The sequence below is a fragment of the Rhizobacter sp. P2_H2 genome, assembly GCF_056403375.1.
This window is the reverse complement of the sequence record NZ_JBFUFP010000319.1, coordinates 1-5,276: the sequence shown is the minus strand read 5'-3', so window position 1 is coordinate 5,276 and position 5,276 is coordinate 1. Positions and strand designations below refer to the sequence as shown.

Below are 5,276 nucleotides of genomic sequence, written 5' to 3'. Positions count from 1 at the left end.
CGCGAGCTGCGCGCGCTGGCGCATGCGCTGTCCGAGGTGGTCGCGCAGCGCACCCACCAGCTGCGGGCGAAGGAGCAGGCGCTGCGCAYGCTCGGCCGCGTGATCGACGCGATGCCCGAGGCGGTGCTGGTGTACGACGTGACCGGCACCGTGCGCATCTGCAACGAGGCGATGCAGCGCCAGTTCGGCTGGCGCGGCGAGCAGCTCGTCGGCGGCCGGCTCGACCGCATCATCCCGCCGGGCGAGCGCTACGAGTTCATGCGCACGATGCTCGACTTCGCGGCGCACGGCGCCGGCCAGCGCACGCGGCTGGTGCTCGACCGCAGCATCCTGTGCGCCGACGGCAGCGCCGCCACGGTGCGGCTGTACGGCGAGCTGATGAAGCTGCCGCACGGCCCGAAGATGTGCCTGTTCCTGCGCGACATGACGCAGGAGCTGCGCGACGCGCGCGCGCTGGAGGCGGCGCTCGCCGAGGCGCAGCAGTCGGCGCAGGTGAAATCGCGCTTCCTGGCCAACATGAGCCATGAGATCCGCACGCCGCTGAACGGCATCGCCGGCATGCTGGACCTGCTGACGCGCTCGTCGCCGACACCGGACCAGCGCGAGTACATCGACGTGATGCGATCGAGCGCCCGGCTGCTGCGCAACCTGCTCAACGACATCCTCGACCTGTCGAAGATCGAGGCCGGGCGGCTCGAGCTCGAGAGCCTGCCGTTCGACCTGGAGGAGCAGCTGCACGATGCCTGCGTGCCGTTCAAGGCGCTGGCCGAATCGCGTGGGCTGCGCTTCGAGGCCCGCTTCCACGTCGGCCACCCGGTGCTGCTGGGCGATCCGTTCCGCATCACGCAGATCCTGAACAACCTGCTCGACAACGCGATCAAGTTCACCACCTCGGGCAGCGTGCGGGTCGAGGTGGCCGAGTCGCGGGATGCGCGCGTGACCGACGGCAGCCGCATCCGCATCTCGATCACCGACACCGGCGTGGGCATTCCGAAGGCGCTGCAGAAGCGGCTGTTCGCCGCCTTCACGCAGGCCGACGAGTCGGTCACGCGGCGCTATGGCGGCACCGGGCTCGGCCTCGCGCTGTGCCGCCAGCTCGCGCGGATGATGGGCGGCGACATCCAGGTCGAGAGCACCGAGGGCCGGGGCTCGTGCTTCGAGGTGATCTTCTTCCTGCCGCGCGCCGCGTCGACCACCGGCTTCGTGCACACCCAGCCCGACAGCAGCATCGACACGCTGGCGCACGGGCTGTTCGGCCAGCGCGTGCTGGTGGTCGACGACAACCGCATCAACCAGATGCTGCTGCGCAAGTGGCTGCAGCAGGAGGGGGCGCACGTGGAGATCGCGAACAACGGCGAGCAGGCGGTCGAGAAGGCGGCCGGCGCGCACTTCGACGCGATCCTGATGGATGTCTCGATGCCGGTGATGAACGGCTACGACGCGGCGCGCGCGATCCGCGCGATGGGCGGCGTGACGGGCTCAGGCCACACCAGCGGGGCGAGCGTGCCGATCATCGGCGTGACCGCGCTCGCGATGGGCGGCGAGCGCGAGCAATGCCAGGCGRCCGGCATGAACGACTACATCACGAAGCCGGTCGACCGCAACGGCCTGATCCGCAAGCTCGTGCCGCTGATCGCCGCCAACGAGCCGCTGCCGGAGCTGCCGGAATTCATTCCCCGCATCAGCCTGACCCCCACCCTGGAAGCCGCTCACTCATGAACTTTCCGAAGGTCACCTTCGACACCCGGCGTGCGCTGGCCGATTTCGACGGCGATACCGACAGCATCGCCGAAGTGCTGCTCGCGTTCCTGGAAGACCTGGACACCGGCCGCACGGCGCTCGAAGACGCCCCGGCGCGCGGCCGCGCGGCCTATGCCGCGGTGCTGCACGAGCTGGCGAACTCGCTGGAATCGATCTGGTGCTTCGACGCCGGCCGACGGGTGCGCGAGATCGAGCGGCGCTGCCATGCCGGCGAGGTGCTGGACACGATCGTGGTGCAGCACGAGGTGACGCAGTTGCTGGAGGCCTCGGCCGACGGGGCGCGCGAGTGGCTGCGGCAGCGCTTCTCCTGAATCATCTCCTGGACGTTGCCCGGGCGGGGCGGGCGGAGGCCGTAACATGGGCGCTTCTCCCGACAGCAAGTTGACCGACACCGTGGAACACGAGGAACTACTGACCGTGGGCGAGGTGACCGGCCTGCTGGGGGTTTCCCGTACCTCGGTCCAGAAGATGGTGGACAGCGGCGTGCTGCTCGCGATGCGCACGCCGGGCGGGCACCGGCGCATCGTCCGCAGCTCGGTGCAGGCGCTGCTGAGCGGACAGCTGCAGCTGGTGCCCGGCGCGGCGTCGGCGCCCGTGCCGGCCCCGTCGTCGAGCATGACGGTGCTGATCGTCGAGGACAGCCCGACCACCACGCTGAGCTACCAGAAGGTGTTGCGCCGCAGCAGGCTGCCGATCTCGTGCGAGTTCGCGACGGACGGCATCGAGGCCCTGCTCAAGCTCGAGCGCTTTCGCCCCGACGTGTTGATCACCGACCTGCAGATGGAGCCGGTCGACGGCTTCCGGCTGGTCGCCGCGGTGCAGAACGATGCCGAACTGGCGTTGATGGCCCAGGTGGTCGTCACCGGACTGGACGACGACGAGATCGCGCGCCGCGGCGGCCTGCCGCCCAACGTGCTGCTGTACCGCAAGCCGGTGCCCTGGGACCGGGTGCTCGGCTTCCTGGAGGCCCATGCGCAACGCCGCCAGCTGCTGCTGGCGGCGTCGCATCATCGCGGCAGCCTCAAGGCTGGTTGATGATCTCGGTGCTCGGCTGGCCGTTGTCGGCGATCACCTCCAGCACCTTCACGTCGTTGACGGCGAGGCTCTGCGGCACCGTCATCAGCAGCAGGTCGGCGTTGGTCTGCACCTCGATCGGCGCGGTGAAGATCACGGCCTTCGTGCCGGCGGTCGTCACGCGCATCACGTAGTTGCCGGCGGTGAAGTCGGTCGAGTTCGAGCTCGAGGCCGGCACCGCGCTCTTGTACGCCGCGGCGGCGAAGTTCGGCCCCACCGTGGCGATGTCGACATTGGCGGCCGTCAGGTAGACGTCGACGTTCTGCGCATTGAACGAGCCGTTGACGACGCGCACGCGGCCGTTGGTGGCGGTCAGCTGCTTGTCGTACGGATCGTTGATCAGCAGCAGGTTGGTCGTCGTGGCTTCGCCCGGCACCGCGATCAGCGTGAACTTGTTGCCGCGCGTCGGGTTGAAGTTGATCGTGCCCACGGTGGCGCCGCCGGTGGTGGTTTTCACGGTGTAGTCGGCCGGTGCGGTGTCGACGACGTAGTACTTCGACGCGTACAGGTAGCCGACGTCGCTGATGCCGCCCGAGATCTCGGTGTTGCGGTACAGCGCGACGTTCGGGCCGGCCGGGATCGCGTGGATGAAGCGCACCTTCGGGTCGGCGATGTCCAGCCGGTCGTCGATGCTGTCGTCACCGCCACCACAGGCAGCGACCAGGAGGATCGGCGCGAAGGCCGTGAGGAATTTGAGAGCCTTGTGCATGATGGACTGCCTTTCAGTGGAGTCGAGGGACGATGCGACTCTAGGTTTCGTGCATCGCGCACCGTGTCGGTGGATGCGGCGACCCGATGTGGGGCGTGCCTGAGATCGCTGTCGGACGAGGCGCCGCGTGTGTCGGCGGCGCTTGTCGGATGCCGCGCACGGTGACAATGCGCGCCACGCAGGCCGCTCGACAGGCCGCCCTCCAGGAGACCGCATGATCGTTGTCCACCACTTGAACAACTCGCGCTCGCAGCGCGTGCTCTGGTTGCTCGAGGAGCTCGGCGTGCCGTACGAGATCAAGAAGTACCAGCGCAACCCGAAGACGATGCTGGCACCGCCCGAGTTGCTGCAGGTGCATCCGCTGGGCAAGTCGCCGGTGATCACCGACGACGGCACCACGGTGGCTGAATCGGGCGCGATCATCGAGTACCTGCTGTCGCGCTTCAGCCCCGGCACCCAGGGCCGGCTCGCCCCCGCGGCGGGCACGCCCGAGGCCTTGCGATTCACCTACTGGCTGCATTTCGCCGAAGGCTCGGCGATGCCGCCGCTGCTGCTGAAGCTGATCTTCGATCGCATCCCGAAATCGCCGATGCCGTTCTTCGTGAAGCCGATCGCGAAGGGCATCTCGGCCAAGGTGCTGGCGCTGATGGTCGAGCCGAACCTGAAGCGGCAGCTCGACTTCATGGAGGCCGAGCTCGGCAGGAGCGAGTGGTTCGCGGGCGGCGACTTCAGCGCGGCCGACATCCAGATGAGCTTTCCGGTCGAGGCCGCGGCGCAGCGCGCGGGGCTGGATGCGAGCCGGCCGAAGCTGATGGCGTGGCTGAAGCGCATTCACGCACGGCCGGCGTACCGGCGCGCGCTGGAGCGGGGAGGGCCGTACGACTTCGCCGATTGAGGTCAGCGCACCGCCCGCTGCACCTTGTCCACCAGCGCCTGCTCCCACCCTGTCGTCCCCACCGGCGTCAGCCGGCTGAGCACCCCGGTGTCGAGCCCGGTCGCGATCGCGCCGACGCCCGCCAGCACCGCGACACCGGCCGCGCGCCGCAGCCATTCGCCGGCATGCAGCGAGCGCTTCATCAGTGCCGACAGGCGCCCACCCGACAGCAGCGCCGCCGCCAGCGAGGTGCACGCACCGGCGGCATAGGCGAGCAGCAGCAGCGAGGTGCCGATGCTCGCGCCGTTCAGCGCCGCACCGGTGAGGATCAGCCCGAGGATCGGCCCGGCGCACGGTGCCCACAGCAAGCCCGTGCCGATGCCCAGCAGCACCGGTGACAGTGCCGATCCCCGGCCTTCACCGGAAGACCCCTCCGACCAGCGCACGCCGAGCGCCACCAGCGGCCGGCTCAGCCGATCCGCCAGCCCCGGCCACAGCAGCGTGAGCCCGAACACCGCCAGCAGCGCGATCGCCGCCCAGCGCCCGGCCTCGTTCAGCGTCACGACCCAGCCGCCGCCCACCGCCGCCAGCGACGCGATCGCCGCGAAGCTCGCCGCCATGCCCACCAGCATCGGCAGGCCGTGCGAGCGGAACGGCCGGTCGGCCCGCGCGAAGACGAAGGGCAGCACCGGCAGGATGCAGGGGCTCAGGATGGTCAGCACGCCGCCGAGCCAGGCGATGACGAGGGTGAGGAGCATGGCGATCGTTCCCGTGGATCAGTCCAGCGGCAGCACCAGCCGGGCCTCGAGCCCGCCGGTGCTGCGGTTGTGCAGGCTGAGCTGCGCGCCCATCGCGATC

General features: G+C 69.6%; 5 protein-coding genes and 1 pseudogene. 4 read left to right on the top strand and 2 right to left on the bottom strand.

All coding sequences use genetic code 11. From position 1 onward, the window contains the following. The 3 genes from AC1D15_RS16895 to AC1D15_RS16885 all read left to right on the top strand — a co-directional run. Positions 1-1,719 (top strand): ATP-binding protein (locus AC1D15_RS16895; protein ID WP_477826877.1); only part of this gene is annotated, 1,719 nt, incomplete at its 5' end. Then, on the top strand, positions 1,716-2,072 hold the full coding sequence (locus AC1D15_RS16890) for a hypothetical protein (protein ID WP_047499979.1): 357 nt from the start codon (positions 1,716-1,718) through the stop codon (positions 2,070-2,072). The genes AC1D15_RS16895 and AC1D15_RS16890, both read left to right, overlap by 4 nt. Positions 2,073-2,118: 46 nt before the next feature. Then, positions 2,119-2,796: a response regulator gene (locus AC1D15_RS16885; protein WP_477826876.1), complete on the top strand. Its 678-nt coding sequence runs from the start codon at positions 2,119-2,121 to the stop codon at positions 2,794-2,796. On the opposite strand, the gene AC1D15_RS16880 is transcribed toward AC1D15_RS16885, so the two are convergent. Further along, on the bottom strand, positions 2,783-3,544 hold the full coding sequence (locus AC1D15_RS16880) for a DUF4397 domain-containing protein (RefSeq protein WP_047499982.1): 762 nt from the start codon (positions 3,542-3,544) through the stop codon (positions 2,783-2,785). The two genes, AC1D15_RS16885 and AC1D15_RS16880, sit on opposite strands and share 14 nt — an antisense overlap. Before the next feature lie 214 nt (positions 3,545-3,758). Here AC1D15_RS16880 and AC1D15_RS16875 point away from each other — a divergent pair, with 214 nt between their 5' ends. Beyond that, entirely contained in the window at positions 3,759-4,439 is a 681-nt protein-coding gene (locus AC1D15_RS16875; protein ID WP_477826875.1) for a glutathione S-transferase, read from the top strand. Between the two features lie 20 nt (positions 4,440-4,459). Here the strand turns inward: AC1D15_RS16875 and AC1D15_RS16870 are convergent. Beyond that, positions 4,460-5,176 (bottom strand): annotated as a pseudogene (locus tag AC1D15_RS16870) (cytochrome c biogenesis protein CcdA); the annotation flags it as partial. Positions 5,177-5,276 lie beyond the last annotated feature (100 nt).

Coding starts and splice junctions, on each gene's coding strand:
- AC1D15_RS16875 (WP_477826875.1), top strand. CDS start 3,759: ATGATCGTTGTCCACCACTTGAACAACTCGCGCTCGCAGCGCGTGCTC.
- AC1D15_RS16880 (WP_047499982.1), bottom strand. CDS start 3,544: ATGCACAAGGCTCTCAAATTCCTCACGGCCTTCGCGCCGATCCTCCTG.
- AC1D15_RS16885 (WP_477826876.1), top strand. CDS start 2,119: ATGGGCGCTTCTCCCGACAGCAAGTTGACCGACACCGTGGAACACGAG.
- AC1D15_RS16890 (WP_047499979.1), top strand. CDS start 1,716: ATGAACTTTCCGAAGGTCACCTTCGACACCCGGCGTGCGCTGGCCGAT.